The sequence below is a fragment of the Halorientalis pallida genome, assembly GCF_004118325.1.
Lineage (GTDB): Archaea > Halobacteriota > Halobacteria > Halobacteriales > Haloarculaceae > Halorientalis > Halorientalis pallida.
In genome coordinates this window covers 122,267-147,653 of the sequence record NZ_RDFA01000003.1, presented here as the reverse complement: position 1 = coordinate 147,653, position 25,387 = coordinate 122,267, and the positions used below count along the sequence as shown (strand labels likewise).

The following is a 25,387-nucleotide window of genomic DNA, read 5'->3' as shown; positions in this document are numbered from 1 at the left end:
TAGCCATGACACAGCAATCGACGGCGGAGCGAGTGACGGTGTGGCTCGGACGCATCGTGGGCCTCCTCGCGGTGGCCTACACGGCGCTCGGCACCTGGGTCCTGCTCGGGCGACCGACGAGCATCGGGCCCAACGGATACCTCGTCGGATCGCTCGTCTCGATCCTGCTGTTGCTCGGGGTCGCGTACGTGCTGGCCGACCAGAAACCGCAGCTCCGCGACGGGGGACGGTCTGCCTGAGCAGACTGATCGCGTCTCCGGATACCGGTCGGCGACACGATCTCCGACGCGGATACAGGGATAGACGGCGACTTCGACTCTCGACAGTCGTCGAAAACAGCGTGCCGAGTCGGAGGCACGTACGCTGCAGCTATCACCTTCCCTCTCGCCTTCCGTTCACGCGGTGGTGAACGTCATTCGAGCGTCGTCTGGACGACACCGAGAATCGATTCGACCGGCGCTTCCCACGGATACGGTTCGCTGTTCCGGTCGCCTTTCGTGACGTAGGAGCCGTTCTCCCACCTGATCGCGCGTGCAAGCACTGGCGTTCGATCCCTGTCGCCATCCGGATAGTACCGGATCACGTCGCCACTTCCACCGAGCTTTTCGTAACCGATCTTCGTACCGGTCTCAACGGTGACGACACCAGTCGCCTGTGCGCTCTCGACCGGCCGATAGGAGTCGTACTGGACGATGCACACTTCTGCGCCCCTCGAAAGATTTGGTTCCATCCCGCCGCTCTCGATCCGTACTGTCGCTGCACAGTCTGGAGCACCGTCGTCGGCGGCGGCTTTCAGATCGGTTCCGTTCTCGACACCATCGATACTGGTTCCGCTGGCGTCCGTTCCGCCAGTCGTCGGTTCGCCGTCTCCGCCGGCAACACCGGGTTCTCCAGTCGATTCGTCTCTCTCTCCCGTACATCCAGACAGGACCATGGTTCCAGCGACCGCAGTCAGAACCGCGCGGCGTGTTTCCATGCACCGATATATATCGAACAATATATAATAAATTCCGCAGGTGTATCGAGCGCCCACCGTACGAATCGTCGTCGTCTCTCTCCAGCACCACGGCTGGCGGAATCACTGTCAGGCTCCGACAGACGGCAGAAATCGGGATTTCACACGTCGGTTCGCCGAAGCGGAGAGACCGACTGGACCTGCCCCGTCAGGCGTCCGCCGCTTCCGGTTTCTCGCTGACTTCCGACCAGACCAGTACCATCGCGAACGCGACGACGCCCATGCCGAGCGAGACTTCCATCGGCAGGTTGACGCCGACGAACGACAGCACGACCGGCAGTTCGATGAACAACGGGACCATGAACGCCCCGACGATCAGCAGCGAAGCCGGTGAGAGGCGACTCATGCGATCACCTCCAGCAGCGGTGCGATGACAGCCGGCGACGCTTCCTGTCCGGCCGGGTAGAGACCGGCACCCTGGACGATGCTGTACAGCGGCAGCGAGTAGGCGAGGATCACCAGCACGACGGCAATCAGCGCCCAGAGTTTGAGGTTGTCCAGCACCGTCGGCGACTGCTCGGGGCCGGACAGCGCCGGCGGCAGTGCCGAATCGAGGCCCCGGGCGGGCTTGTTGTTCATCGCAGTGAGGCCGACGTTCATGAGGAACAACAGCGCCGAGACGAACAGGAGGACACCACCGAAGGCGAGTTGCAGTCGGAGGCTACCGACCGATCCGGCGACCGTCTCGAAGGCGACCTGCGGGTACTGCGGTTCGGCGGTCCGACGCGGGATGCCCGCCAGGCCGCCGCGGTGCATCGCCGCCGACATGAACACCATGCCGACGAACCAGAGGACGACCTGGAACAGCCCGATGGGGCGGCTGTACAGTTTCCGGCCAGTGATCCGGGGCACGAGCCAGTAGGCCCCGGCCATGAAGGACAGCGCCACGGCCGTCCCGACGGTGAGGTGGAAGTGGCCGGGCACCCACAGCGTGTTGTGGACGAGGTAGTTGATGTTCATCCCCGCGTTGACCATGCCGCTGAACCCGCCGGCGGCGAACATCAGGCCCGCGAGTGCCATGCCCGTGAAGGCCGGGTCACGCCACGGGAGTGCTTTGAGCCAGCCGAAGTAGCCGGTGCCGCCGCGCTGGCGAGCGCCGTGTTCGATGCTGGCCACGACGGTGAAGGCCGTCAGCAGGCTCGGCAGCAGCAGGAACATCGTGTTGGTCATCGCGATGAATTTGAACCCCTCGGCGATGCCGGGGTCCAGATACTGATGGTGAATCCCGACCGGCGTCGAGAGGAGCAAGAAGAGGACGAACACGACCCGTGCGAGCGGGTCGCTGAACAGCCGTCCGCCGGCGATCTTCGGCAGGACCGTGTACCACAGCAGGTACGCCGGCATCAACCAGAAGTAGACGATCGGGTGGCCGAAGAACCAGAACAGCGTCCGGGTCAGCAGCGGATTCGGTGCGGGCATGATTCCGAGCGACCACGGGATCAGGAAGACGACGACCTCGACGGCGACGCCGAGGGTGGCGATGAACCACATGATCATCGTCGTCAGGACCATGAACGACTGCAGGGGAATGCGCTCATCGGGGTGCTCGCGTCGCCAGGCCAGGAACTGGCGGAACCAGTCGATGCCGGCGAGCCAGGTCCCGATGACGAACACGGCGAGCCCGATGTAGAAGATCGGGTGTGCCTGCAGGGGCGCGTAGAACGTGAACAGCACGTCCGCGCTGATGTCGATACTCGGGAGCAGCCCGGCGAGCATCGCGATACCCGCCATCGCAGTCCCGGCGGACATCGTGACGACCCAGAACCACGTGAACCGTTTGCTCACCGGTGGTCTGTCGAGGCTCCGCGTGTTCGCCCAGGTGAACACGCCCGCGAGGAAGAAGATGGTGAACACGATCGCCAGCAGGACGCCGTGGAGCGTCAAAAACGTGTAGTAGTCGGCCGATTCGACGATCCGGGCGATGCCCGTCCGGTGGAGCGCCTGCAGGACGCCCATGAACGCCCCGATCCCGAAGGCGACGAACGCCGTCAGGAACAGGGAGCGCACGACCCGCGAGACGTGCGGGTACTGGATCAGGAAGGAGTTGTCCGGGAGCATCTCCCGGGCCGACTCGACGGTCTCGCCGGCCGTCTCACCGGGGGTGCTCACGCCGACTCACCTCCGGTCGGCGTCGCCGTGGCGTTCGTCGTCTCGTTTCCACTCGTCGGCGTCTGCGTGTCGTCTTGCATCGTGAAGTTCGATGGCTCTCTGACGATCAACTCCGCGGCCATGCTGTGGTGGCCAGCGCCACAGTACTCGTGACAGACGATACCGTACTCGCCCGGTTCGTCGAACTCGACGGTGATCTGCGACACTTCACCGGGGATGACCATCGTGTTGGCGTTCGTGCCCGCGACCTCGAACCCGTGGACCACGTCCCGGGAGGTCACGTAGAACGTGACCGTGCTGTTGGCGGGCAGCTCGACGGTTCCGGGCTGGAACGCGAACTGGAGGGCCACGATGTGGACTTCGTACTCGTTGGGGCCGACCTTCGTCACGCCGGGGTCGTCGAACCCGCTCGTGTTCCCGAGTTCCTTGGGGTTCACCTGTCCGCCCTCGTCGTTGACCATGGTGATGCCGGCGCCCGCCGCCCCGTAGACGATAGTCGAGATGAACCCGACGATCAACAGGAGCGACGCCCCGAGCCACAGCTTTTCGTAGTTGTGAACGTGCATCGCCGATCACCCCACCACCGTCGCACCGTTGCCGAGGAACTCGACGAAGTACATGTACGTCCACATCAGGGCGAGGATCAGGAAGTACACCAGCAACAACGCCAGCGTCCCCTTCGGATCGTACTCGTCCTGTGAGAGCGACTCCTCGATATCCGGATCCCTGACCAGTGTCCCGTCGGTGTACACGTCGTCACCGACGACCGCGGAATCCGCCTCCGCCTCAGCCTCTGTCGCGGTCATACGAGAGTATATGCACATGTTCGTTAAATTCGATACAGGGAGTTCCCACGGAGTGAGAACACCGCCCAGGATTATACCGCGCGTTCTCCAAGCATCGGTATGATCCAGGCGTTCGACTCGCTGTCGCCACGAATTGTTATCGCTATTTCATTAATGGCGTTGGTGCCGGTAGTAACGTTCGGCCTCACACTGTCGTTCTACGTTGCACTCGCCGTGACGGTCACGAACGTCGTCCTGATCACGACCAGCCTGTACCTGCTGTTCTCGCCGACCGAGGCCGAAGAACACGGGACCGAGGCCGCACACAGCTGAGCGTGGTGCCGACTTCCCGATAGATGACCGCGACGACCCTCCAGTTGGCCGGCGTCTCCGCCGTCGAAGGCAACGTCGACCTGCTGGTATTCGCCGTGATCGGCCTGTTGGCCGGCGCACACTGTCTCGGGATGTGCGGCCCGCTGGTCACCCTGTACGCCGACCGGATGGACGCGAAAACCGGCACCGACCGGAGTCGGCGGCTCACGCCCTTCGCCGTCCGCCAGCACCTGCTGTTCAACCTGGGCCGGACGATCAGCTACGCCGCAATCGGCGCGCTCGCGGCCGCGGTCGGCGGCCTCGTGTTCGCGTCGGTCGACGGACTCCCCGCTATCGCGAATCCGGTTCGGATCGTCGCCGGACTGACCGTCGGCGCGGTCATCGTCGCGACGGGTGTCAGATACCTGCTGGGCGGCACCGGCCACCTCGACCGGTTCACGCCCGCCGTCGTCACGCGGGGGTTCCAGCGGATCAGCGGGTGGCTCACCGCACGCGTCGACCGGCTCGTCGGCGGGCCGAAGATCGTCGGCCTCGGGGCCGTCCACGGGATCCTTCCCTGCCCGATCCTCTACCCCGCGTACGTCTACGCGTTCGCGCTCGGTGATCCAGTCCGGGCCGCGCTCAGCCTCGGTGTGCTCGGCCTGGGAACGGTCCCGACGCTGTTCGCCTACGGCACGGTGCTCGGCACGCTGGGTGACGGGCACCGCCGGACCCTCCACCGGATGCTGGGCGGAGCCTTCATCCTGCTCGGGTACATCCCCCTCTCACACGGCCTGATGTTGCTCGGCGTCGGCGTGCCGATGTTGCCCGTGCCGTTCTACCAGCCCCTCGCATGACCGACTGTACTCTCTGCGATCGTCCGACGCCGGACCAGCCGATCACCGACGGCGACGGCGGTTCGTACTGCTGTCAGGGCTGTCTCTCGGTCGCGAACGCCCTCGACGACGTGGAGACGACCGAGGCGGAGCTCGACGAGCGCCGGAGTCGCGAGGAGGTCTCGGTGCCGGCTGACGCCGAGACCGGCTACCTCGCCGTCGACGGGATGCACTGTGGGACCTGCGAGGCGTTCGTCGAGTCCCGCGCCGTCGACCAGTCGGGTGTGCACGACGCCGCCGCGAGCTACGCCACGGACACGATGCGGCTGGTCTACGACCCCGAGGAGACTCGGCCCGACGAGCTCGCGGATGCCGTCTCCGGCTACGGATACGCGGCCCGCGACCGCGAGGTCGAAGCCGAGAGCGAGGCCGACGAGTCCGCCTGGGCGCTGGCAATCGGCGGTTTCTTCGGCATGATGGTGATGGGCTGGTACGCCCTCTTTCTCTACCCGACCTACTTTGGCTACGACGCCCCCTTCGTCGATCTGAACAGCCTCGTCGGGCTCTACCTGTTCGGGAACGTCTGTCTGATGACCTCGATCGTCCTGTTCTATACGGGGTGGCCGATCCTGCGGGGCGCGTACGTCAGCCTCCGAGCCGGCCACCCGAACATGGACCTGCTGGTCGCGCTGGCGGCCACGGCCGCCTACAGCTACAGCAGCGTCGCCATGCTGCTGGGCCGCACGCACCTCTACTTCGACGTGACCGTCGCCATCGTCCTCGTGGTCTCGCTGGGCAACTACTACGAGGGCCGGGTCAAGGACCGCGCGGTCGGCCTGCTCTCGGAGTTGACCGAGTCCAGAGTGACCGAGGCGCGCCGGCTGACCGTCGACGGCACGGAGACGGTTCCCGTCGAGGAGCTCACGGCCGGCGACCGACTGCTGGTCAAAGTCGGTGAGCGAGTTCCGACCGACGGCGAGGTCGTCGAGGGATCGGCCGCCGTCGACGAGTCCCTGCTCAGCGGGGAACCGATGCCGGTCGACAAGCGCGTGGGCGACGAGGTGATCGGCGGGAGTGTCGTTACCGACGCGCCGCTGACCGTCGAAGTCGCGGCCGACGCCGAGAGCACGCTCGACCGCATCGTCGAGTTGCTCTGGTCGATCCAGAGCGCCCGGCCGGGGATGCAGCGCCTCGCCGATAGACTGGCGACGGTGTTCGTCCCGACGGTGATCGCGCTCGGTACCGTGGCGGCCGCGGCTGTGCTCCTGACCGGCGGGAGCGGCGTGTCCGCCCTCCTGATCGGGCTCACCGTCCTGATCGTCTCCTGTCCCTGCGCGCTGGGGCTTGCGACGCCGCTGGCCGTCGCCGCGGGCGTCCGCGAGGCCGCCGACGCGGGCATCGTCGTCGTCTCCGAAGCGGTGTTCGAGGCCGTCCCCGAGGTCGACGTGGTGGTCTTCGACAAGACCGGGACGCTGACGACCGGCGAGATGCGCGTCGCCGAGGTCGTCGGTGACGACCCGGAGACGTTGCGCCGTCGTGCGGCCGCGGTCGAGTCCCGGGCGAACCACCCCGTCGCGACGGCGATCACCGAAGCCGTCGAGAACCCGACAGACGCCGTCGACTTCGAGCGCCACGCCACCGGGGTCAGCGCCGTCGTGAACGGCGATCGCGTGACCGTCGGCCGGGCAGACCTGCTGCGTTCCGAGGGGCTGTGGGTCCCCGACGAGCTAGACCAGCGAGCCACCGAGGCGGCCGACGCGGGCCAGCGCCCCGTGTTCGTCGGCTGGGCGGGCCAGGCTCGGGGACTGCTCCTGCTGGGCGAGCGCGAGCGCCCGGAGGCCGAAGCTGTTGTCGCGGCCCTCTCGGCCGACCACGAGGTGGTCGTGTTGACCGGCGACGAGGGCGGCGCTGTCGAGCGCATCGAGGACCGGATCGACGCCGACGAAGTGTTCGCCGGCGTCCCGCCCGAGGCCAAGGCCGAGACAGTCGAGCGACTGCGGGGCCGGGGCACCGTCGCGATGGTCGGCGACGGGAGCAACGACGGCCCTGCACTGGCCGCGGCCGACCTCGGTATCGCACTCGGGAGCGGGACGGACCTCGCCGCGGACGCGGCCGACGCGGTCCTGCTGGACGACGACCTGCGAAACGTCACCGCGCTGTTCGAGATCGCCAACGGCACGCACGGGCGCATCCGACAGAACCTCGGCTGGGCGTTCCTCTACAACGCCGTCGCCATCCCTATCGCCGTCGCCGGCCTGCTGAACCCCCTGTTCGCCGCCGTCGCGATGACCGCCTCCAGCCTGCTGGTCGTCACGAACTCCTCACGCTCGCTCCGTTCGTGACATATTAGGACATTTAATCTAACTCCGGTCGATATCGTAAACAATTATATGCAACCCTTTCGTCGGCAGTCCCATGGGGGATACAGGTACACCAGTGCCGACCACGTGGAACGACCCGAACGTCTGTCCGTTCTGTGAGATGCAACTCGAATCGCCGGGGGCCGGCTTCATGGATCATCTGAAGTCCAACCCCACCTGCGAGTCGGGCTTCGATCAGTGGCGGGGCAACATCGATAGCGACATCCGCGGCGGCTGGTCCGGCTAGGTCGCCGTATCTTTCTCGTAGCGGTAGGCCACACACCCGGTCAGGACCACGAGGAGTCCGATCAGCGGCGGCGTCGCCAGCCCGAACACGGGTTCCAGTCCGCCAACGACCGTCGTCGCGCCAGCCTGGGAAAGCGGCGAGATCTGGAGTATCTGGGCCACGTCGTCGAGCCTGACCGAAACGTTCGCCAGCAGCGCGCCCGCGATGATCAGCCGTCGCGGCCGGCCAGCCGGGAGGAGGTAGCACAGTGGCACCAGCGGAAAGTACAGGATCACGACGTAGATGGGATAGGAGGGGAAAAAGAGGAGGATCGCGATCAGGGTCCCCAGGATCGCGACCAGCCGGTCGAGTCGATCCTCGACGGTGCGATAGAGAGACGCCACCGGTGGTACGAGTAGCGCCAGCGCCCCACCGGCCCACAGGAGCGACGGCCCGGCCGGAAACAGCACCGACAGCGGCCGCCGGAGGGTCAGGTACGTCGCCGACGGAGCGAGTCCGCCCGCGAACTCGCCGTGGTCGAGGCGGTCAAGCAGCGCCGCGTGCAGGTAGCGTTCGGTCAGTTCGGGGCCGAAGGCGACCAGTCCCAACGCGAGCAGGCCGAGACCGGTTCCGACGGCGACCCCGATGGCCCGCCAGGAGCGCCGGCGGAGCAACCAGATCCCGACGGCCGCCGGGAACACCTTGAAGTACGCGGCCGCGGCGAAGGCCCCGCCCGCGACCCGCTCGCGGTTGCCTTCGAGAGCGACGACGCCGGCGGTCAGCGCCAGTGCGAGATGGTGATTCACCTGGCCGAAGACGAGCGACGGCATCGAGTGGATCGAGGCGGCGACGAACCCCGCCACGAGCAGGCGGTCAGGCCAGGAGAGGCGACCCCTGGTGCGCTCGACGGACCGCACCAGGAGCCAGGCGGTCGCTAGCCCCGCGAGGACGGTCCCGAGCGTATGGACGACGTAGCCCGGCACCCAGGAACCGAAGCCGGCGTACGGGTAGAACAAGAGGATCGAAAGCGGCGGGTAGACGTACGTGAACTCCGGGACGCGCTCGGGCGAGACGGCGTAGAAATTCTCGCCGGCCAGGGCGGCTTTCGCCGCGACGTAGTAGACCTCGAAGTCGATGCCGATCCGCGAGGGTCGGACCGCGAGGACGAAGCCCAGGTAGACCAGTCCGAACAGGAGTCCGCTGGCCAGGACGAGACGAGGGCCAGTGAGGCGGTCGCCATCAGTCATCGCCGCGCGACACCCGTCATCGCTCGGAGGTTGAGCGAGGGACCAATTCAGCCTACCGGAACCGGGGTCCGGTGACTCATTCGATACTCATGATCTCGCGGGCCTCGTCGGGCGTGGCGGGTTCTCTGCCCACGTCGCGGGCCATCCGTGCGGCCTTCTCGACGAGGTCGGCGTTGCTCTCGGCCATCTCGCCCTCGCTGACGTAGAAGTTGTCTTCGAGGCCGACCCGGACGTTCCCGCCCATCGACAGCGCCGCGCCGACGAGTCGCCACTGGTCCTCGCTGATCCCGATGACCTGCCAGGTGGCATCGTCGGGCAACTGGCGCACTTGGTGGGCCAGGTTCTCCGCGGTCGCGGGGATCCCGCCCAGCACGCCCATGATGAGGCTGAAGTGGAGGGGGTGTTCGAGTTTGCCCTCCGCGAGAAGCGGGCGTGTGTTGCCGATGTGGCCCGTGTCGAAACACTCCAGTTCGGGCTTGACGCCGGCCTCTCCCATCGTGGTTACCATCTCGCGGATCTCCGAGAAGGAGTTCTCGAACACCATGTCGAACACGTAGTCCTCCCGGGACTCGGAGTACTTGGCGTAGTTCATCGAGCCCATGTTGAGAGCGGCCACCTCCGGCTGGGTCTCGCGGACGTACTCCGCGCGGCTCTCGACGGGTTCGTGGATCGCGCCCGTCGAGAAGTTGATGACGATGTCGGTGCGGGCCTGCACCTCGTCTTTGATCTCCTGGTAGCGCTCGGTCGAGTAGGTCGGTGAGCCGTTGTCCGTCCGGGCGTGGATGTGGGCGACGGCCGCGCCCGCCTCGCGCGCGGCGGCGGCTTCCTCCGCGATCTCCTCGGCGGTGTAGGGGATCGCCTCGCACTGGTCCCGGGTCGTGAGCGCACCCGTCAGCGCCGCCGAGATGACGACTTTGTCGGGGTCGTTGCCCTTCACGGAGTCGCGGTTCGCGTCGGTCATTGGCGCACCTCCCACTCCGGATCCTCGTCCATCAGGAACGAGTTGATCCCCTCCTCGGTCGCGTCGCTCATCGCCACGACCGTGATGATCTCCTTCAGGTAGGAGAGCGCTTCCTGGAAGCCCATGTCTCGCTGGGCGTAGTAGGCTTCCTTGCCGACCTCGATGAGGACCGGGCTGTTGTCAACCAGCTGGTCCACGAGGTCGTCCAGGGCGTCCTCGAACTCGCCTTCGGGTGCCAGCTCGGTCACGAGTCCCATCTCGGCAGCCTCCTCCGCAGGTACGTGTTCGCCAGTGAAGAGGAGTTTCAGCCCGGCCTTCTGGTCGACAGAGCGCATGATCGGGGCCATCGCCTGCGCGGGGAACAGCCCAACGTTCACCTCGGGCGTGCCGAACTCGGCGTCGTCCCGGGCGACGACGAACTCGCAGGCCGACGCGAGGCCGAGTCCGCCCGCGAGACAGTAGCCCTCGACCGCCGCGACGGTGAGGACGCTGGCGTCGACCATCTCCTGGACGATGGCCGACAGCGAGGAGAACTGCTCCCGATAGGCCTCCGATCCCTGCCCGATGACACCGGACATCTCGGAGAGATCGCCGCCCGAGCAGAAGGTGCCGCCCGCACCGCGCAGGACCAACACCCGCGCCTCGCTCTCGTCGGCGAACTGGATCGCGTCCAGCAGGCCCAGGATCACCGGTTCGTTCAGTGAGTTACGTTCCTCGGGTCGGTCGATGGTCGCCCGGACGACGAACCCGTCGTCGCTCACCGCAACGTCGAGAGCCTCGTTCGAGAGTTCCTGATCTTCCATGAGGTTTTGTATCGTGGCACACGCCGCCGCAATAGTATTTCGGATAGGAAGAAACTCACGAGGGGTTTCCTGTTTCCGAAAGGTCCGCCGAGTCACTGTCGCAATAAACGGACAACGGGTGGGCTGTGTCTTTATGTGGGTCGTCCGCAAATGGCGTGGTATGGTGGATACCCCTATCGACTACAGCCGGTACGAGGCGGGGAGACACGTCAACTACTGGGAGCTCGACCTCGCGCTGCAGGCGGAGGTCGAGCGGACCTATCCGGGCGCGGAGTTCGAGTGGGCCGAACCCGAACTGTCGGACCTCGGTGAACTGACCGGTCACACCATCACCGACAACGCGGCGATCATCGACCGCGAGGGCCACGAGTTGCGGACCTACGACGAGCACGGCGAGGTGCAGAATCACGTCCAGTACCACCCACTGCAGCACGAGAACGACCAGCTGGTCTACGACCGCGGCGTGACACACGACGTCTTCCACGCGCCACCGGGACGGGACGATCCGTTGGGGTTCCAGCACGTCCTGAGCCAGCAGACGATTCTCTCCTTTGCCGACGGGGGCTTCGTCTGCCCGGTCTCGATGACCACCGGTGCGGCGATCGTCCTGGAGAAGTACGTCGACGACGACCACCCCAACGCAGACCTGCTGGACGAGTACTTCCGGGGCCTCACCAACCGCGACTACGACGACCACATCGAGGGCGCGATGTTTCTCACCGAGAAACAGGGCGGCTCGGACGTGGGAGCGAACGAGACTACCGCCGAGCCCACCGACGAGGAGGGGATCTACGAACTCCACGGCGAGAAGTGGTTCTGTTCCAACATCGACGCCGAGGGCACGCTCGCGCTGGCCCGCCGACCCGACGCCCCCGACGGCACCGCGGGGCTGTCGCTGTTTCTGGTTCCACACACCAAGCAGGATGGAAGTCTCAACGATCAGCTCTATCGCCGGCTGAAAGACAAACTCGGCACCATCGCCGTCCCCACGGGCGAGGTCGAGTTCCGCGGTGCGGAGGCCTACCTCGTCGGCGAGCCCGAGAACGGGTTCAAGCTGATGGCCGAGATGATGAACTTCGAACGGCTGACCAACGCTACGGGCTCGGTCGGCGGAATGGGACGTTGCCTCCTCGAATCGAAGGTCCAGGCCGCCACCCGGGACGCCTTCGGCGAGACCATCCAGGAGTACCCGCTGATGCGTCGCGATCTCGTGAACATGCAGACCGACTACGAGGCCGCGCTCGCCTTCACCTTCGAGGCCACGCGCCACTACGCCGACTACATGGCCAACGAGCAGCGCCTCGACGAATCGCCCGAGGACCGCGACGACGACGCGGCGCGGGCGTTCAAGCTGATGCGCCTGCTCGTCCCCATCGCGAAGTACAAGACCGCCCGGATGGCCGTCGACACCGCCTCCTACGCCTGTGAGATCCTGGGCGGTAACGGCTACGTCAACGGCTTCACCACCGAGCGGATGCTCAGGGACTCGCAGGTCCTCCCCATCTGGGAGGGTACCTCGAACGTCCTCTCGCTGGACGTGTTGCGCGTGCTGAACCGCGAAGCCGCCCACGAGGAACTGTTCCCGCTGGTCGAGGACGCCCTCGATACCGCCGACCACCCACACCTCGACGACCTCGCGGCGACGGTCGCCGAGGAGTTCGAGGACATGCAGGCGGCCATGCTCTCGCTGGCCACCGAGGACCAAGAGTACGCCCAGCACGAGGCCAAACAGCTCGCCGACTACATCTTCGACGTGGTGACCGCCGCCCTGCTGATCGAGCGCGCACAGGACGCCATCGACGAGCGCGACGACGCCAGGAAGGCCCTGGTCGCCGAGTGGTTCGTCGAGACCAGGTTCGCAAAGCAGGACGCCCGCGGCATCACGGACGGCGAGAAACTCCCCGACGATCACTTCGCGGAGATGGTCCGACACGGGTCGCTGTCACCGGATCGGTTGGCCCAAGCCGCGCCCGCGGACGACTGACGGGCGGTCGACGGAACGTTCGGACGCGGTCGGATCGGCGTTCACTCGTCGGCGGGATCAGGGACGACGGTCACGCTGGCGACTCGATCGTTGCCGTCGAGTTCCATGATCGTGACGCCCTTCGTGTTGCGGCCGACCGTCGAGATGTCGGCCGCGCGGATGCGCATGATCTGACCGCTCTCGCTCATGATGATGAGGTGGTCGCCCTCCTCGACAGCTTTCACGTCCGTCACTGGCCCGTTGCGGGCGTCCGTCTTGATGTCGATCAGCCCCTTGCCGTAGCGGGACTGCTGGCGGTACTCGTCGAGCAGGGTCCGCTTCCCGTAGCCGTTCTCCGTGACGGTCAACAGTGCGCGGTCGTCACTCCCGCCCGTCGCGACCAGCCCGACCACGCGGTCCCCGTCCTGGAGCTTGATCGCGCCGACGCCGCGTGCGTTACGCCCCATCTGTCGGGCCTCCGTCTCCGCGAACCGGATCGTCATGCCCCGTTCGGTCGCGATCACGAGATCCTGCTCGCCGTCGGTCACCTCCACGTCGACGAGTTCGTCACCCTCCTCCAGCGACGCGGCGATGATCCCCGTCGACCGGATGTTCTGGAAGTCGGTCGTGCAGGTCCGCTTGACGTAGCCGTTCCGCGTGACCATGGTGAGACACCGGTCGTCGCTGAACGCGTCGGTGTCGACGACGGCCGTGATCTCCTCGCCGTCGTCGATGCCCTCGATGACGTTCCGGATGTGGTTGCCACGGGCCGTCCGGCTCATCTCGGGTACCTGGTAGGTCTTCAGTCGGTAGACCTTGCCCTGATTCGTAAAGCAGAGCAGGTAGTCGTGGCTGTTGGCCCGAAACACCTCGTTGACCCGGTCGCCCTCCTTGGGATCGGCGCCGATGATGCCCTTCCCGCCCCGGCCCTGGGGCTCGAACTTCTCGACGGGCATCCGCTTGATGTAGTCGTCCTCGGTGATGACGACCACGCAGTCCTGCTCGGGGATGAGGTCCTCGTGGGTGACCTCGCCGTCGTCCTCGACGATCCGGGTCCGGCGCTCGTCGCCGTAGTCCTCGCGGATCTCCCGGAGCTCGTCCTTGATGACGTCCAGCAGTTCCTGCTGGTCGCCCAGGATCTCTTCGAGGCGCTCGATCCTGTTCTGGACTTCCTCGTACTCGGTCTCGATCTCGCCGACCTCCTCGGAGGTCAGGCTCCCGATCTGGATGCGGACGATGTGATCGGCCTGGTCCTCGGAGAAGTCGTACTCGTCTCGCAGGGCCTCTTTCGCGTCGTCGCGGGTGTCGGCGTCCCGGACGAGTTCGATCACGTCGTCGGCGTTCTGGACGGCCGTGAGTCGACCTTCCAGGATGTGCGCGCGGTCCTGGGCCTCGTCGAGCTCGAACTGGCTCCGGCGGCGAACGACCTCCTTGCGGTGGTCGACGTACTCCGCCAGGGTCTCCTTGAGCGTCAGCACGCGGGGCTGGCCGTCGACGAGGGCGAGGTTGATGACGCCGAACGTGGATTCGAGGTGGTGTTCGAGCAGTTGATTCTCCACCACGTCGGCGTTCGCGCCACGCTTGAGGTCGATCACGACCCGCACGCCGTCCCGGTCGGACTCGTCGCGCAGGTCACTGATCCCCTCGACTTTCCCCTCGTTGACGTTCTCGGCGATTCGCTCGACCACGCGGGCCTTGTTCTCCTGGTAGGGCAACTCGGAGATGACGATGCGACCCTCCTCGTGGTCGACCTCGTACTCGGCGCGGACGGTGAGCCGACCGCGGCCAGTCTTGTACGCCTTGTGGATGTCGTTGCGGCCGACGATGTTCGCGCCCGTCGGGAAGTCCGGCCCCTTGATCGGCCCTGGACTCTCCTCGAGGTGGATCAGGTCCTCCACGTCGCAATCGGGATTGTCGATCAGGTGGATCGTCGCGTCGATCACCTCTTCGAGGTTGTGCGGCGGGATCTTCGTCGACATCCCGACCGCGATCCCCGTGGAGCCGTTGACCAGCAGGTTCGGGTACGCCGCCGGGAGGACTTCCGGCTCTTCGAGGCGGTCGTCGTAGTTGGCCTGGAAGTCGACGGTGTCCTTCTCGATGTCCTCCAGCAACTCCTCGGCGATGGGGCTCATCCGGGCCTCGGTGTACCGCATGGCCGCGGCGGGGTCGCCGTCCATCGACCCGAAGTTCCCCTGCCCGTCGATCAGGGGTTCCCGCATCGTGAACGTCTGGGCCATGTTCACCAGAGTGTCGTAGATGGCCTGGTCGCCGTGGGGGTGGTAGTCACCCATCGTCTCCCCGACCACCGAGGAGGACTTGCGGTGGCTGGAACCGCTGGTGACGCCCATGGAGTGCATCGCGTAGAGGATGCGCCGGTGGACGGGCTTGAGTCCGTCACGCACGTCCGGGAGGGCCCGACCCGCGATGACGCTCATCGCGTAGTCGATGTAGCTCTGCTCCATCTCGTCTTCGACCCGCACGCGCTCTACGTTCGCCGCCGGGGCGGCCGTCGCGTCGTCGGGCTGGTCCGGCAGTTCGGAGCTCATATGTCGACCCACTCCGCTTCCGGCGCGTGTTCCTTGATGAACTGTTTACGCGGCTCCACGGCGTCACCCATCAGGACGTTGAACATCTTGTCCGCCTTCGCCGCGTCCTCGATGGTGATCTGCTTGAGGTGGCGGTGTTCGGGGTTCATCGTCGTCTCCCAGAGCTGTTCGGGGTTCATCTCCCCGAGGCCCTTGAACCGCTGGACCTGCGTGGGGTTGCCGTCACACTTCTCCTGGACGATGCGTTCCCGTTCGGCCTCGGTCATCGCGTCGTAGGTCTCGCCGCGATACCGGATGCGATAGAGCGGCGGCTGGGCGGCGTAGACGTACCCCGCCTCGACCAGCGGCCGCATGTGCCGGTAGAACAGTGTCAACAACAGGGTCCGGATGTGTGCGCCGTCCACGTCCGCGTCACACATGAAGATGATCCGCTGGTACCGAGCGTCCTCTATGTCGAACTCGTCGCCGATCCCGGTCCCGATGGCCGTGATCATGTTCCGGATCTCGTTGTTCTCCAGGATCCGGTCCAGTCGGTGTTTCTCGACGTTCAGGATCTTCCCGCCCAGCGGGAGGATGGCCTGGAACTCGGGGTTGCGCCCCTGTTTGGCCGAGCCACCCGCGGAGTCGCCCTCCACGATGAACAGCTCGGACTCGGTGGGATCTTTGGTCTGACAGTCGGCGAGTTTGCCGGGCAGGGCCGTCGACTCCAGCGCGTTCTTCCGGCGCGTGAGCTCTTCGGCTTTCTTGGCCGCCTTGCGAGCTTTCGCCGCCTCGACGGCCTTCCGGATGATCGCCTGTGCGGTGTCGGGGTGTTCCTCGAAGAAGGTCGTGAGCTGTTCGTGGACCGCACTTTCGACGACGCCGCGAACCTCCGAGTTCCCGAGTTTGGTCTTCGTCTGCCCCTCGAACTGCGGATCGGGGTGTTTGACCGAGATCACTGCAGTCAGCCCCTCGCGGATGTCCTCGCCTTTCAGGTTCTCGTCGAGGTCGCCGATCAGCCCGTGCTCCTCGGCGTAGTCGTTGACGACGCGCGTGAGTGAAGTCTTGAAGCCGGTGAGATGTGTGCCACCCTCGCGGGTGTTGATGTTGTTGGCGAAGGCGTGGATCGACCCCTGGAGTTCGTCGGTGGCCTGTACCGCGACCTCCACGCGGACGGTCCCCTCGTCGACGGCTTCCTCGTCGTCGAAGTAGATGACTTCCTCGTGGAGTGGTTCCTTGGTCTCGTTGAGGTACCCGACGAACTCCTTGATTCCCCCCTCGTAGCAGAAGGTAGATTCGGTGCCGTCACGTTCGTCGTGAAGCGTGATCTCGACGCCGGAGTTGAGGAAGGCGAGTTCGCGAAGGCGCGCCTCCAGCGTCGAGAACTCGAACCGGGTCGTCTCGAAAATGTCGCCGTCGGGCCAGAACCGGACCGTGGTGCCCGTCTCTTCGTCTTCTTCGAGGTCGCGAACCGACTTCAGTTCGTACTCGGGCTCGCCGTGGTCGAACCGCTGTTTCCAGACCGCGCCGTCCCGCCTGACCTCCGCTTCGAGCCACTTCGAGAGCCCGTTGACGACCGATACCCCCACTCCGTGGAGCCCGCCGGACACCTGGTAGGACTTGTTGTCGAACTTCCCGCCCGCGTGCAGGACGGTCATGATGACCTCCAGCGCGGGGCGGTCGTGTTCGTCGTGCGTATCCACTGGAATCCCCCGTCCGTCGTCGCTGACGCTGACGGAGTCGTCCTCGTGGATGGTGACCTCGATAGTGTCACAGTATCCCGCCAGGGCCTCGTCGATAGAGTTGTCGACGACCTCGTAGACGAGGTGGTGCAGTCCACGGGAGTCCGTCGACCCGACGTACATCGCCGGCCGCTTGCGTACGGCCTCCAACCCTTCCAGGACCTGTATCTGCCTGGCTCCGTACTCAGACTCGTTAGACATGAAATCTACTACGCCGTAGGATTTGCGGACTGATAAAACCCCCGCACGCGCGTGCTCGCGTGCGAACTCAACCAGTAGGGGCACGTTACGCCGTCTCTGCGCGGCGTCGGACGCGTACTCAACTGGCCCGTTCGCTCGCTCTTCGTCGGTCGCTCCGCGGTCTGTAAGAAAGTGACACGCACGGCTTCACTTTCACCGAGCTGCCGTGCAACATTTAACCCCTCCGGGGGTAGAAGTGTGCAGAGAATGACCTCGTACCAGTCGACACTCGCCGAGGGGGAGGGGATCGCAGAGGAGCTGGCGGAGGCTCAGCGGTCCATCTCCATCGCCGAGTTCTTCGAGAAGAACCGTCAGATGCTCGGGTTCGACTCGGGCGCGCGGGCACTGGTGACGGCCGTCAAGGAGGCCGTCGACAACGCCCTCGACGCGACCGAGGAATCCAGTATCCTCCCGGACATCTACGTCGAAATTCAGGAGAACGACGACTACTACCGCCTCATCGTCGAGGACAACGGCCCCGGGATCACCAAGGAGCAGATCCCGAAGATCTTCGGCAAACTGCTGTACGGCTCCCGGTTCCACGCCCGCGAGCAGAACCGCGGTCAGCAGGGGATCGGTATCTCGGCCGCCGTCCTCTACTCACAACTCACGAGTGGCAAGCCCGCCAAGATCACCAGCCGGACCAAGGGCAGCGCCGACGCAAAGTACTTCGAGTTGACCATCGACACGGACTCGAACGAACCCGAGATCGAGGGCGAGGACACGACCTCCTGGGACCGACCCCACGGTACCCGCATCGAACTGGAGATGGAGGCGAACATGCGCGCCCGCAACCAGCTCCACGACTACATCAAACACACTGCGGTCGTCAACCCCCACGCGCGACTGGAACTCCGGGAGCCACAGGAACACTTCAAGTTCGAGCGCGCCACCGACCAGCTCCCCGAGGAGACAGAAGAGATCCGGCCCCACCCCCACGGTGTCGAACTGGGCACCCTCCAGAAGATGCTCGACGCCACCGACTCCTACTCTGTGTCGGGCTTCCTGCAGGAGGAGTTCACCCGTGTCGGCGGGAAGACCGCCGACAAAGTCATCGACAACTTCCGCGATCGGCACTTCGGCCGCGAGATGGCCTGGAGTGCGCCCGCGACACACGAAGATGCAGACATCGAGTCGGCCGTCTCCGACGCCGTGGCCAACAAGGGCGCGGAGGCGACTGCCGAGTTCGCCGCGTCGATCGCCGCCGAGATCGACGACGCCGGTTCGGTCACCCACTCCCGGGTGCAGGGCATCGTCGAGACGGTCGCCGAGGGCGTCGAGGAAGCGTACGCGACGACTTTCGGCTCGACCGTCCGGGAGAAGGCCGCCGCGGCCGCCTGGGGCGCCGTCAGCGACGAGCGGACCGGCGACATCTACGCGCTGGTCGACGAAGCCACCACGGACCGGAAGGACGACGCTCACGTGCAGGGCCTGGCCGAGCGGGTCGCCACGAAGTTCGAGGACGAGGAGAATCCCCACGACCGACTCACTCGCGATCAGGTCGAAGACTACGTGGACCGGGCCGCCGACGCGACCGAGGAGTACGACGAAGCCACCTTCGGCGAGACGGCTCGCGAGAAGGTCGTCGACGCCATCTGGGGGCAGATGTCGACGATCCCCGACGAACCGCCGAACATCACGGCCATCGACGACGACCGCGACACCGCGAGCGAACTCCACGAGGCGATGCGCGAGACGGACATTATCGCGCCGCCGACGGACTGTCTCTCGCCCATCTCCGACGGGCTGGTGCTCGAGGGACTCAAAAAGGAGTTCGACGCGGACTTCTACGCGGCCTCGACGCGGGACGCCTCCGTCCACGGCGGCGACCCGTTCATCGTCGAGGCGGGTATCGCCTACGGCGGTGACCTCGAGGAGAGTTCCAGCGCCGACGTTATGCGCTTTGCCAACCGCGTCCCCCTGGTCTACCAGCGCGGGGCCTGTTCGATCACCGACGTGGTCAAGACGATCAACTGGCGCAACTACAAACTCGACCAGCCCGGCGGGAGCGGCATTCCCAACGGCCCGGCGGTCATCATGGTCCACGTCGCCTCCACGAACGTTCCCTTCACCAGCGAGTCCAAGGACGCGGTGGCGAACGTCCCCGAGATCGAAGACGAGGTCGAGCGGGCCATCCGGGAGGCCGCCCGCGACCTGAAGTCCTACCTCAAGAAGCGCCGGTCGATGGAGAAACGGCGGCGCAAGCAGGACAAACTGGCGACGATCCTCCCCGAGATGGCCGAGAAACTCCAGGAGGTGACGGGCAAAGGCGAGTTGAACATCGACGACTCGCTGGCCCGGATCATGAACAACGTCCTCGTCGACCGGGAGCACGAGAACGGCACGGTGCGGCTGATCGTCGAGAACAACGACGACACCAACGCCAGCCTGGAGATCACCGACATCGTGAGCGAAGACCCCGGCGAGGTCGACGGCGCGAACGTCGTCGAGATGGACGGGGAGTACTTCGTCAAGTGGACGCCCGAGGTCAAAGCGGGCACGGAAGCGAGCATCGAGTACCGCGTCGACGGCGACGCCACCTTCGACGTGCAGGTCGAGGGCATCGAAGACGAGAAACTGACGATCAACGCCTAACATGAGTACCGACAGCGACACACAGAGCGAGGCCGACGCGCGCGAGCAGTTGATCGACCTGGCGGCGGAGTTCTACGATCAGTTCGCCGGCGGCGAGGTCCCGACCATGTCGATCCCGACCCGGACGAAGTCCAACATCGAGTACGACGAGGAGATGGACGTCTGGGTGTACGGCGACCGAGAGAGCACCCGCAGCGCCAAGACCGTCAGCGGCGCCCAGAAGTTGCTGAAAGCCACGTACGTCATCGACTTCCTGGCCCAGCAACTCGAGGAGGACCGCTCCTCCACCCTGCGTGAACTCTACTATCTCAGCGAGTCGTTCGACCACGAGGAGGCCCAGTTCAACAGCCAGGACGAGTCGAACCAGCTGATCGAGGACTTAGAGATCGTCTCGGACGTGCGCCGCGAGGAGTTCCACATGCGCCCCGAGGAGTCCGGGGCGACGGTGATGGGCCCCCTGCTGATCCGGGAGCAGACCCGGCGGGGCGAGCGCGAGATCCACTGCCAGGAGGACGTCGGCGAGGGCGGCTACCAGATCCCGAACAACCCCGACACCATCGAGTTCCTCGACAACGACGCCGACTTCGTCCTGTGTGTGGAGACCGGCGGGATGCGGGACCGGCTGGTCGAGAACGGGTTCGACGAGGATCACAACGCCCTGATCGTCCACCTCAAGGGCCAGCCCGCACGCGCGACCCGGCGGCTCACCAAGCGGCTCCGTGACGAACTGGGCCTCCCCGTGACCGTGTTTACAGACGGTGACCCCTGGTCGTACCGCATCTACGGCTCGGTCGCCTACGGGTCGATCAAGTCCGCGCACCTCTCGGAGTACCTGGCGACGCCCGACGCGCAGTTCATCGGCATCCAGCCTGCGGACATCGTGGAGTACGACCTCCCGACCGACCCGCTCAGCGACTCGGACGTGAACGCCCTCGAATCCGAACTGGAGGACCCGCGGTTCCAGACCGACTACTGGCGCGAACAGATCGAACTCCAGCTCGACATCGAGAAGAAGGCCGAACAGCAGAGCCTGGCGGCGCGTGGGCTGGACTTCGTGACGGACACGTATCTCCCGGAGCGATTGGACGCGATGGACGTGATCTAACTACTGAGAAGCGCTTTCGAACCATCGTGCTACCGGTTCGCAGATCCTACTGATATTCCCCTCCGACGTACGAGAGCCATCTTACTTATATCCCCCTCCGACGTACGAGAGCCGTGAACCGAGCGTTTCTCGCAGTCTGTCTCGGCGCGATGGTCGTGCTGGCAGGCTGTGTGGGTGGTGGGACCGACACCGGAACGACGGACGCCGGCGAAGACGGTGACCCAGCGACAGGTGCCGGAGGCGGTGACGGGAGTCCCGAAGCCGGAAGCGGGGCCGGCGGTGACTCGGTCACCGACGGCGAGTTCGAGTACTTCGACTTCTCCCAGCCGGGTCGCTTCGAGTACGACATCGCGATGGACGGTGATACCGGCCGGCTGGTCTGGGACGTGCAGACGATCGAAGGCGACACCGTGACGGCGACGATGGATTACCGACTCGGCGGTGACAGCTACAGTTCGACCGTCACCGGGAGCCGCGAGGAGATCCAGGGCCAACTGCTGACGACGCCCGCGGCTGGATTCGTGGTGCTCGGCCTCTTCTCGCCGTACTACGGAGCCTACGAGGGGCGTGATCTGCGGGTCGGCAACGAGTGGTCTTACTCCGCCGACGGACAGACCGTCTCCTACAGCGTCGGCGACCGCGACACCGTCGGCGGCGTCGACTGCTACCGCTCGGAGATTCGGACGAACGGCCAGGTCGTCTACGAAGCCTGCTTCTCCCCCGACGTGGGACTGGCTCCGTTCACGGCCTACTACGAGGAAGACGGAACCGAGACGATGCGGATGGAGTTGACGAGCTACGAGCGTCGGTGAGGGTCACACCGCGGATGCCCGCCGCCGCTTGTGCACGTAGTACGGTCGGGACAGATACGGAAGGTAGACAGCAATGCCGGTCAGCAACAGCGGCGACGGATTCCAGTCACCGTCCGCGTCCGTGATGGCACGCAGGTCGTAGTACTCGGCTGGTACCACGACGAAACGGCCCGCCAGGCCGAGGGCCGAGATGACGTACGCGACCGGGTTCGGCGTCGAATCGTGACTGATCTAGCTGTACGATTCCCGGGAACTCCCCAACTCCTTGCCCGCCCTCCACAACGTTATCCACGCCGGTAGCGTAATTTCGAGGATGGCAGATAACAAGAAAGGGCGGGAGGACCAGGCCCAGAACGCCGACCGACGCCAGCGCGAACGTGCTATCGCCGAGGAACTGGAGCGACGGGACGAGCCGGAGCCGCCAGTCGATCCGTCGGAACTCGCCTACCTGGAGACGGAACTCGAAGCGGTCGAGTTCCCGGCGACGGGCGACGAAGTGATCGCGACGCTGGGCGACCGCGATGTCGAGGCGACCGACGGGACCTACACTGTCGAGGAACTGCTCCCCGAGACAGACGTGGAGACGTTCGAGTCCTCCAGGGCGGTTCGCGAGCGGATCGAGCGACCGACGGTGGCCGCGACGATGAAGCGGATCGTGGAGGCGAGTCAGAAGCTCCCCCGGGAGCAACTCGACGGGTCACAGTGGGACGCCTACCAGAAGACGCTCCGGGAACTCGCCGCGATCGACGCGGACGATGAAGACGAGGGCGTCCGCGTCCTCGGAGACTGGATCGTCGACCGGATCGAGCAAAAGGGGAAACTCCCCGGTTCCCGCGCGGTTCGGCGCGAAGCCGCGAACTTCTGCCGGTCGGAAGGCTACGAGATTCGAAACGACGAGTGGCTCGGGGTGTAGGGCTCAGTCGGCGTCCAGCGCGACTGGGACCCCCCGCGCGTCGAGGTCGTCCGCGAACGCCTCGGCGTCCGTCTCGATGGCCTCGAACGTGTCGTAGTGGATCGGGAGGACGAGCCCGGGAGCCATCGCTTCGGCCAGTTCGGCGGCCGCTTCACGGTCCATCGTGAAGGTGCCACCGATGGGTGGCAGGAACAGATCCACGTCGAGTTCCGCGTGGCCCGCGAGTACGTCGGTGTCGCCCGGCCAAAAGACGGTGGTGCCGTCGATGGTGAGCACGAAGCCACAGCCGAAGCCCTCAGGATGGATGGGCTCACCGCCGGCGTCGGTGTGGGGTCCGTCGGCCTGGTTGTACGCCGCGGTCGTCCGGACGATCACGTCGTCGACGAGGTCGTCGAGTTCGGCGTCGACCCGGCGGGTGTCGTAGGGCAGGTCACGCACCGGCGTCACGTCGCGGTCGGTCTCGCTGTGGTGGACGGCGTCGTAGACCAGCACCGTCGCGTCTGCCCGGGCGACCCGTTCGATTCCGTCGCTGTCGTAGTGGTGGACGTGGCTGACACAGACGAGCTGCCCGTCCCCGGGATCGTACTCGTCCAGCACGCCGTACCGACCGGGATCGATGTAGACCACGGTTCCGTCGGGGGCTTCGATGCGGACGGTCGCGTAGCCCAGCCAGTCGACCCGGAGGTCGTCGAAGTGGACGGTCATACCGGAGAGTTCGGCCGGCGCTCGAAAACCCGTGTCGGTTCACTCGCCGTCGGCCAGTCGCTCGACCCGTTCCAGCGTGTCCGCACTCTCCGGATCCTTGTCGTCGCGGACGTCGAGATAGCGGGGGAATCTGAGCGCGTAGCCCGACGAGTACGTCGGCGACGTCTGGATCTCCTCGTAGCCGACCTCGAAGACCACGGCGGGATCGATGGTCACGTCTTTGCCGTCTTCCGCCAGGACGTGTGGTTCCAGCAGGTCGGTCAGGTCGGCCAGTTGCTCGTCGGTGATCCCCGTCGCTACTTTCCCGATGGTCTCGAACGAATCGGGGCCAGCACCCACGGACAGCTCGAAGGTCCCGAGGAACTCCGCCCGGCGGCCCTCGCCCCACTCGGCCCCGGTGACGACGCAATCCAGCGTCTCCACGTCGGGTTTCCGCTTGAGCCACTCCTTCCCGCGCCGGCCCGGCGAGTACGTCGAATCGGGGTCTTTCAGCATGATCCCCTCGTGGCCCGCGTCGAGTGCCTCGGCCTCGACCTCGGCGACCTCGTCGGCGTCATCGGTGACGGCGAGGGCCGAAACCCCCGAGTCGAGGATCTCGGTCAGCCGGTCGTGCCGGTCTTCGAGTGGCGTGTCGAGCAGGTCCTCGCCGTCGGCGTGCAAACAGTCGAACGCCCACAGCTGGACTTCGACTTCCTCCTTGGTCTTCGCAACGTCGTGTTTCCGCCGGAAGCGACGCAGCACTTCCTGGAACGGAAGCGGGTCGCCCGCGTCGTCGACGGCCACGACCTCGCCGTCGAGGATGGCCGGAACGGCGAGGCTCTCCTCGACGAACGCGACGATCTCGGGCAACGGGTCGGTCACGTCCTCCATGTTTCGGGAGTAGAGCGACACTGCGTCCCCGTCGTAGTGGACCTGGACGCGAGCGCCGTCGTACTTGGTTTCGACGGCGACGGACTCCCACGAGTCGACGGCGTCGGTGACCGTTCCGGCCTGTGCCAGCATGGCCTGGACCGGTCGCCCGACTTCCAGACGCAGGTCGTCCAGCCCGGACTCGCCGTCGTCGCGGGCGACGGTGGCGACCAGCCCGTAGTCGTTGGTCACCTGGAGCGCACGCTCGACGGCCCTCAGCGGGACGTCGAACGCCTCGGTGATCGCGTCCCGGACCGTTCCCTCGCCGACGCCGATCCGCATCTCCGAGAGTACGATCCGCGCGAGGTAGCGGGCTTCCGCCGGCTCACAGCGGTTGAACAGACCGAACAGGAGGTCGAGCTTGCGGTCCTGACTGCCCGACCCGGCCGCTGCCGCGAGGTCGCGCAACTCCGATTCGACCTCGCCGACGGTCAGGTCCGCCGAGCCGCCGCCGTCGCCGAACGCGCCGAGGCCCTGCTGGCCGCCGAAGTCGTACTCTGCGGCCACGTCGCCCACGTCGCCGACAGCCGCGACGCGGGACTCTACGTCGTCGGCCGAAACGTTGTGCCCCGCCGCGCGGGCGATGGCCTCGTAACAGAGGCTCGGGCCGATGTCCAGCGTCGTCGATTCGTGGGCGGGAACCACACGGCCCTGTACGAACCTGGCGACGGTGTCGAGATCCTCTGCGGAGACCCTGAACAGGTCCCGAACGAGCGAGACGATATCGAGATCGGCCGAAGTCGACTCGATCTCGTCGGCGCGCTCGGCGAACACGGCGAATTCCATCGGAACGGAGTACCCACGAGTCGGTGTTAAATCGTCCGGAGTCGACGAATCCGTCGACCAACAAAAGCAGGTGGTCTCGGTAGCGGAGTGGGCTAGAGGGCGACCGACGACGGGAGTGGTGACTTACTCTCCGGCACTGGTCCGTTCGTAGGCCGCGCCGAGCCGGTCGATCATCCGGTGGATCGGCAGGGTGACGCCGAACCGGCTGGTCACGAGCGCGAGCGGCATCAGCACGATGCCGAGCATCAGACTCAGCTGGTACAGCGCGAACAGCAGGCCACTGTGCAGGCGGGTTTCCATTGTCCTCGACTAGGCCTGGACCGATCGGAGTATATAAATATTCCTCCTGTTCGAGAATCATAATGGTCTTTTTACGGAGACGATACCGCTCCCGTCTTGCGGTTCAGTTCTGGTTGGGAAAACGACAACCTCGGGCGG

General features: G+C 65.8%; 24 protein-coding genes. 10 read left to right on the top strand and 14 right to left on the bottom strand.

Annotated features, from left to right (window positions below):
* Positions 1-5 precede the first annotated feature (5 nt).
* Positions 6-239 (top strand): hypothetical protein, encoded by a 234-nt coding sequence (locus tag EAF64_RS09425; RefSeq protein ID WP_129068735.1) that lies wholly within the window; start codon positions 6-8, stop codon positions 237-239.
* 173 nt (positions 240-412) lie between these two features.
* Here the strand turns inward: EAF64_RS09425 and EAF64_RS09420 are convergent, their stop codons facing one another.
* The 5 genes from EAF64_RS09420 to EAF64_RS09400 form a co-directional block, all read right to left on the bottom strand.
* Positions 413-976, bottom strand: coding sequence for a S26 family signal peptidase (locus EAF64_RS09420; RefSeq protein ID WP_129068734.1), 564 nt, complete (start codon positions 974-976; stop codon positions 413-415).
* A gap of 187 nt (positions 977-1,163) precedes the next feature.
* Positions 1,164-1,361, bottom strand: coding sequence for a CbaC protein (locus tag EAF64_RS09415; protein ID WP_129068733.1), 198 nt, complete (start codon positions 1,359-1,361; stop codon positions 1,164-1,166).
* Positions 1,358-3,073 carry a b(o/a)3-type cytochrome-c oxidase subunit 1 gene (locus tag EAF64_RS09410; RefSeq protein WP_129069140.1) on the bottom strand — a complete coding sequence of 572 codons (1,716 nt, stop codon included), beginning with the start codon at positions 3,071-3,073 and terminating at the stop codon, positions 1,358-1,360. Before EAF64_RS09410 ends, EAF64_RS09415 begins: the two co-directional genes overlap by 4 nt.
* 47 nt (positions 3,074-3,120) lie before the next feature.
* Positions 3,121-3,690 (bottom strand): cytochrome c oxidase subunit II, encoded by a 570-nt coding sequence (locus EAF64_RS09405; RefSeq protein WP_129068732.1) that lies wholly within the window; start codon positions 3,688-3,690, stop codon positions 3,121-3,123.
* A gap of 6 nt (positions 3,691-3,696) precedes the next feature.
* On the bottom strand, positions 3,697-3,858 hold the full coding sequence (locus tag EAF64_RS09400) for a cytochrome oxidase (RefSeq protein ID WP_129069139.1): 162 nt from the start codon (positions 3,856-3,858) through the stop codon (positions 3,697-3,699).
* 234 nt (positions 3,859-4,092) lie between these two features.
* Between EAF64_RS09400 and EAF64_RS09395 the strand changes: the two genes are divergently transcribed.
* The 4 genes from EAF64_RS09395 (at position 4,093) to EAF64_RS09380 (ending at position 7,664) form a co-directional block, all read left to right on the top strand.
* The gene (locus tag EAF64_RS09395) at positions 4,093-4,242 is read left to right on the top strand and encodes a hypothetical protein (protein WP_227738925.1); all 150 of its coding nucleotides are present in this window, start codon (positions 4,093-4,095) and stop codon (positions 4,240-4,242) included.
* A gap of 23 nt (positions 4,243-4,265) precedes the next feature.
* Positions 4,266-5,078 (top strand): sulfite exporter TauE/SafE family protein, encoded by an 813-nt coding sequence (locus EAF64_RS09390; RefSeq protein WP_129068730.1) that lies wholly within the window; start codon positions 4,266-4,268, stop codon positions 5,076-5,078.
* On the top strand, positions 5,075-7,399 hold the full coding sequence (locus EAF64_RS09385) for a heavy metal translocating P-type ATPase (protein ID WP_129068729.1): 2,325 nt from the start codon (positions 5,075-5,077) through the stop codon (positions 7,397-7,399). The genes EAF64_RS09390 and EAF64_RS09385 overlap by 4 nt, the downstream gene beginning before the upstream one ends.
* Positions 7,400-7,472: 73 nt before the next feature.
* Entirely contained in the window at positions 7,473-7,664 is a 192-nt protein-coding gene (locus tag EAF64_RS09380; RefSeq protein ID WP_129068728.1) for a DUF7501 family protein, read from the top strand.
* Here EAF64_RS09380 and EAF64_RS09375 read toward each other — a convergent pair.
* The 3 genes from EAF64_RS09375 to EAF64_RS09365 all read right to left on the bottom strand — a co-directional run bounded on the left by EAF64_RS09375 (position 7,661) and on the right by EAF64_RS09365 (position 10,654).
* Positions 7,661-8,890 carry a glycosyltransferase family 87 protein gene (locus EAF64_RS09375; protein ID WP_129068727.1) on the bottom strand — a complete coding sequence of 410 codons (1,230 nt, stop codon included), beginning with the start codon at positions 8,888-8,890 and terminating at the stop codon, positions 7,661-7,663. The genes EAF64_RS09380 and EAF64_RS09375 overlap by 4 nt on opposite strands.
* A 76-nt stretch (positions 8,891-8,966) precedes the next feature.
* Positions 8,967-9,851: a BKACE family enzyme gene (locus EAF64_RS09370; RefSeq protein ID WP_129068726.1), complete on the bottom strand. Its 885-nt coding sequence runs from the start codon at positions 9,849-9,851 to the stop codon at positions 8,967-8,969.
* Positions 9,848-10,654, bottom strand: a complete 807-nt coding sequence (locus tag EAF64_RS09365) for an enoyl-CoA hydratase/isomerase family protein (RefSeq protein WP_129068725.1) — start codon at positions 10,652-10,654, stop codon at positions 9,848-9,850. The genes EAF64_RS09370 and EAF64_RS09365 overlap by 4 nt, the downstream gene beginning before the upstream one ends.
* Positions 10,655-10,814: 160 nt before the next feature.
* Between EAF64_RS09365 and EAF64_RS09360 the strand changes: the two genes are divergently transcribed.
* The gene (locus tag EAF64_RS09360; protein WP_129068724.1) at positions 10,815-12,638 is read left to right on the top strand and encodes an acyl-CoA dehydrogenase family protein; all 1,824 of its coding nucleotides are present in this window, start codon (positions 10,815-10,817) and stop codon (positions 12,636-12,638) included.
* A 41-nt stretch (positions 12,639-12,679) separates the two neighbouring features.
* Here the strand turns inward: EAF64_RS09360 and gyrA are convergent, their stop codons facing one another.
* Both gyrA and gyrB read right to left on the bottom strand, forming a co-directional pair.
* A complete protein-coding gene (gene gyrA, locus EAF64_RS09355) occupies positions 12,680-15,163 on the bottom strand; it encodes a DNA gyrase subunit A (RefSeq protein ID WP_129068723.1) in 2,484 nt (827 codons plus the stop codon).
* A complete protein-coding gene (gene gyrB / locus EAF64_RS09350) occupies positions 15,160-17,085 on the bottom strand; it encodes a DNA topoisomerase (ATP-hydrolyzing) subunit B (protein ID WP_129068722.1) in 1,926 nt (641 codons plus the stop codon). Before gyrB ends, gyrA begins: the two co-directional genes overlap by 4 nt.
* A gap of 246 nt (positions 17,086-17,331) precedes the next feature.
* On the opposite strand from gyrB, the gene EAF64_RS09345 reads away from it, so the two are divergent.
* From EAF64_RS09345 to EAF64_RS09335, 3 genes are all read left to right on the top strand, one after another.
* Positions 17,332-19,719 (top strand): DNA topoisomerase VI subunit B, encoded by a 2,388-nt coding sequence (locus tag EAF64_RS09345; protein ID WP_129068721.1) that lies wholly within the window; start codon positions 17,332-17,334, stop codon positions 19,717-19,719.
* Between the two features lies 1 nt (position 19,720).
* On the top strand, positions 19,721-20,824 hold the full coding sequence (locus EAF64_RS09340; RefSeq protein ID WP_129068720.1) for a DNA topoisomerase IV subunit A: 1,104 nt from the start codon (positions 19,721-19,723) through the stop codon (positions 20,822-20,824).
* Positions 20,825-20,937: 113 nt separating this feature from the next.
* Complete coding sequence (locus EAF64_RS09335; RefSeq protein WP_129068719.1) at positions 20,938-21,636, top strand: hypothetical protein; 699 nt, start codon at positions 20,938-20,940, stop codon at positions 21,634-21,636.
* A gap of 3 nt (positions 21,637-21,639) precedes the next feature.
* Here EAF64_RS09335 and EAF64_RS20955 read toward each other — a convergent pair whose 3' ends face one another.
* Positions 21,640-21,795 (bottom strand): hypothetical protein, encoded by a 156-nt coding sequence (locus EAF64_RS20955; protein ID WP_193767634.1) that lies wholly within the window; start codon positions 21,793-21,795, stop codon positions 21,640-21,642.
* 154 nt (positions 21,796-21,949) lie between these two features.
* Between EAF64_RS20955 and EAF64_RS09330 the strand changes: the two genes are divergently transcribed.
* The gene (locus EAF64_RS09330; RefSeq protein WP_129068718.1) at positions 21,950-22,549 is read left to right on the top strand and encodes a DUF5789 family protein; all 600 of its coding nucleotides are present in this window, start codon (positions 21,950-21,952) and stop codon (positions 22,547-22,549) included.
* Positions 22,550-22,552: 3 nt separating this feature from the next.
* On the opposite strand, the gene EAF64_RS09325 is transcribed toward EAF64_RS09330, so the two are convergent.
* The 3 genes from EAF64_RS09325 to EAF64_RS20950 form a co-directional block, all read right to left on the bottom strand.
* Positions 22,553-23,254, bottom strand: a complete 702-nt coding sequence (locus tag EAF64_RS09325; RefSeq protein WP_129068717.1) for an MBL fold metallo-hydrolase — start codon at positions 23,252-23,254, stop codon at positions 22,553-22,555.
* Positions 23,255-23,293: 39 nt separating this feature from the next.
* Positions 23,294-24,949, bottom strand: a complete 1,656-nt coding sequence (gene ligA / locus EAF64_RS09320; protein WP_129068716.1) for an ATP-dependent DNA ligase LigA — start codon at positions 24,947-24,949, stop codon at positions 23,294-23,296.
* 123 nt (positions 24,950-25,072) lie between these two features.
* Positions 25,073-25,249, bottom strand: a complete 177-nt coding sequence (locus EAF64_RS20950; protein WP_193767633.1) for a hypothetical protein — start codon at positions 25,247-25,249, stop codon at positions 25,073-25,075.
* Positions 25,250-25,387: the final 138 nt, after the last annotated feature.